The sequence below is a fragment of the Clostridium sp. UBA6640 genome, assembly GCF_002455975.1.
GTDB lineage: Bacteria > Bacillota > Clostridia > Clostridiales > Clostridiaceae > Clostridium_J.
The window spans coordinates 1-3,159 of the sequence record NZ_DKLM01000110.1; the positions used below are offsets into that span (position 1 = coordinate 1).

Genomic DNA, 3,159 nt, shown 5'->3' on the forward strand with positions numbered 1-3,159 from the left:
TCGACTTTGTCGACACTCTGAAAGGAGTTTGATAAACTCCTTTTTTATATTTCACCTTTAAATACAACTTCTGCTGGTCCTGTCATCATAATCCCGCTGTTAGTTATTTCAATGGTAAGTTCTCCACCAGGTATGGTCACCTTAACGGTATTATCTACTAAATCTAACTTATTACAAGCAACTACTGCCGCACAACTTCCTGTGCCACAAGCTAGTGTAGCACCTGCACCTCTTTCCCAGGTTTTAACTATTATATGATTTCTATTTTTAACTTCGCAGAAATTAACATTAGTTCCCTGAGAAAATAAATTAAATCTTTCTATATTTTTTCCTTCACCCACATCATATTTATTAAGGTCATCTATGATTATAGTATGAGGAACCCCCATTAGCATAGAAGTAATCTTATAATCTTTATTATTTATATTAATTACTTTATTTATAATTTCCGCTTCACTGTTCCCATAATAATCTGAAGGATTAAAAGATGGTAATCCCATATTTATTGTAACTTTACTAACTTTATCATTTACCAGAGTAAGCAATGCTTCTTTAATACCATCTCCTGTTTGAATTTTTATTCTTGTACTATTTACATATCCACTTTCATAAACAAATTTAGCAAAACACCTTATTCCATTACCACACATCGAAGCGTAAGAACCATCAGCATTTATTATTATCATCTCTATATCGCAAATATCACTTTTTCTAGCTACTAATATTCCATCTCCACCAATTCCAAAATGTCTACCACAAAGCTTTTTAGCTAAAGCTTCTAAATCCGTATACTTATTTTCAAAATCCTCAAAAACTATAAAGTCATTTCCTGCTCCTTGCATCTTTGTAAAATTTAAATTCAAACTCACTACCACCTTCTACAAGTTTTTACCAAAGTATAAAAATCTATAAATTTCTTTTTTAATCTATAATATTATTTTATCATAAATTATAGAAAAATATATTATATTTTCAATGTTTAACATTAATGTTATACTATACATAATTGAAAAAATTCCATATAGAAAGGAAGATGTATATGGCATTAGATGGAATTTATCTACACAGCATACTTCACGAACTTAAAGTGGGATTTATAAATGCAAGAGTAGAAAAAATAAATCAACCAGAAAAAGATGAAATAACCTTAACTTTTAAAAAAGGTAGAAAAGCTCAAACNNTTACTTATAAGTGCTAGTTCTAATTATCCAAGAATACAAATAACTAATAATTCAAAAGAAAATCCTTTAAAAGCACCTATGTTCTGTATGGTACTTAGGAAATATTTAAATACTGCAGTCTTAGTTGATATAAGACAAATTGAAAGTGATAGAATTGTTGTTTTAGATTTTGAAAGCACAGATGAATTAGGCTTTAATAGTATATATAGTCTTATTGTAGAGATAATGGGAAGACATAGTAATATAAGCTTAGTAAGACAAAGAGATAATATTGTGATGGATAGTATTAAACACATTACTCCAGATATTAACACATATAGAGTGCTATATTCAGGTGTAGAATATAAATATCCTCCAGCTTCTACAAAATTAAATGCTTTTAGCTTTAATAAAGAGGATTTTATAAATAAAGTTAAAGAAAAATATTCAGATAAAGATTTTGATAAAAAATTTTTTACCAATATTTTTACTGGTGTAAGTGCTGCCCTTTCTTCTGAGATAATCTATGGTTTAAAGGAAGATAATATTGAATTTGACATGGTTAACTTAGAAAAAATATATGAGTATATATTAAATTTTTTTAATTATGTTAAAACTGATAATTATATTTTAGGTTCCTATGATAAAGATGGAATACTTAAAGATTTTCACTGCGTAGCTTTTAAAGAACTTTTAAGTAATGGCTTTAATTTGAGAGAATATGAATCGCCATCAAAACTTATAGAGGATTTTTACTTTGAAAAAGATAAATCTGATAGATTAAATGCTAGAAGTCATGATTTACAAAAAATTGTTAATAACAACTTAGATAGAGTTAGCAAAAAAATAAATATATTAAATGAAACTTTAGAAGATTGTAAAGAAAAACAAAGACTTAATTTATATGGAGAGCTTTTAACTGCAAATATTTATGCAATTAAAAAAGGAGATAAATCTATTAATGTATTAAATTATTATAGCGAAAACAATGAATACATCAATATAGAGTTAAATGAACATAAAACTCCTTCTGAAAATATTCAAAGCTATTTTAAGAAGTATAATAAATTAAAAAAATCTGAGGAAAATGCAAAAATTCAAATAAAGCTTGCATTAGAAGAACAAGAGTATCTTCAATCTGTATTATCACATATACATAATGCAGATAATTACACCGAAATTGAAGATATTAAAAACGAATTGGTAGAAACTGGATATATTGCTTTTAAAAAAGCGCATAAAGGTAAAAAAAGTAAAGTTTCGAAACCTATGCACTTTATATCCAGCGATAATATAGATATTTATATAGGAAAGAACAATATGCAAAATGATTATTTAACATTAAAATTTGCGAATAAAAATGATATATGGCTTCATACTAAAAACATTCCTGGTTCTCATGTAATTATTAAAAATAATGGAGATATACCTGAAACTACTCTTTTAGAAGCGGCAACTTTAGCTGCCTTATACAGTAAAGCTAAAAACTCTTCTAATGTACCTGTAGATTATACAGAAGTAAAAAATGTTAAAAAAGCCTCTGGTGCTAAACCAGGTATGGTTATTTACTATACTAATAAAACTTTATATGTAACACCAAAACAATTAGATTTAAAAAGCATGGAATAACCATGTCCTTTGTACAATTAATAATTAAATATTAAGAATGAAGAATTTAGGATAATTTTCAACAATAATTGAAAATTTTAAAATAAAAACTGAAACTTCTTAGTTCTACTAAGAAGTTTCTCTAATTCTTAATTTAAAAAGTGGTGATATGCAAGGTTCTTTAACCAAAATTTAATTTATACATGATTTTAGTTTCCATAACAAAAAATTTTCACCATGAATTAAAAATTAAGAATTAAAGGTAAGGAATTATAGTTAAAACTCCACTGGCAAAGCCTTTGGAGTTTTTTAAAATAAGTTTCATCTTAAGAAATTCACAATTAGTGAATTTCATCCCTAATTCTTCATTCTTCATTATTAATTCTTAATT

General features: G+C 26.4%; 1 protein-coding gene and 1 pseudogene. One reads left to right on the forward strand and one right to left on the reverse strand.

The window, feature by feature from the left end; translation table 11 throughout:
- Nucleotides 1-44 precede the first annotated feature (44 nt).
- Nucleotides 45-842: a diaminopimelate epimerase gene (gene dapF, locus B2W91_RS11975; RefSeq protein ID WP_291581230.1), complete on the reverse strand. Its 798-nt coding sequence runs from the start codon at nt 840-842 to the stop codon at nt 45-47.
- Between the two features lie 197 nt (nt 843-1,039).
- On the opposite strand from dapF, the pseudogene B2W91_RS11980 reads away from it, so the two are divergent.
- Nucleotides 1,040-2,789 (forward strand): annotated as a pseudogene (locus B2W91_RS11980) (Rqc2 family fibronectin-binding protein).
- Nucleotides 2,790-3,159: the final 370 nt, after the last annotated feature.

Coding starts and splice junctions, on each gene's coding strand:
- dapF (WP_291581230.1), bottom strand. CDS start 842: ATGCAAGGAGCAGGAAATGACTTTATAGTTTTTGAGGATTTTGAAAAT.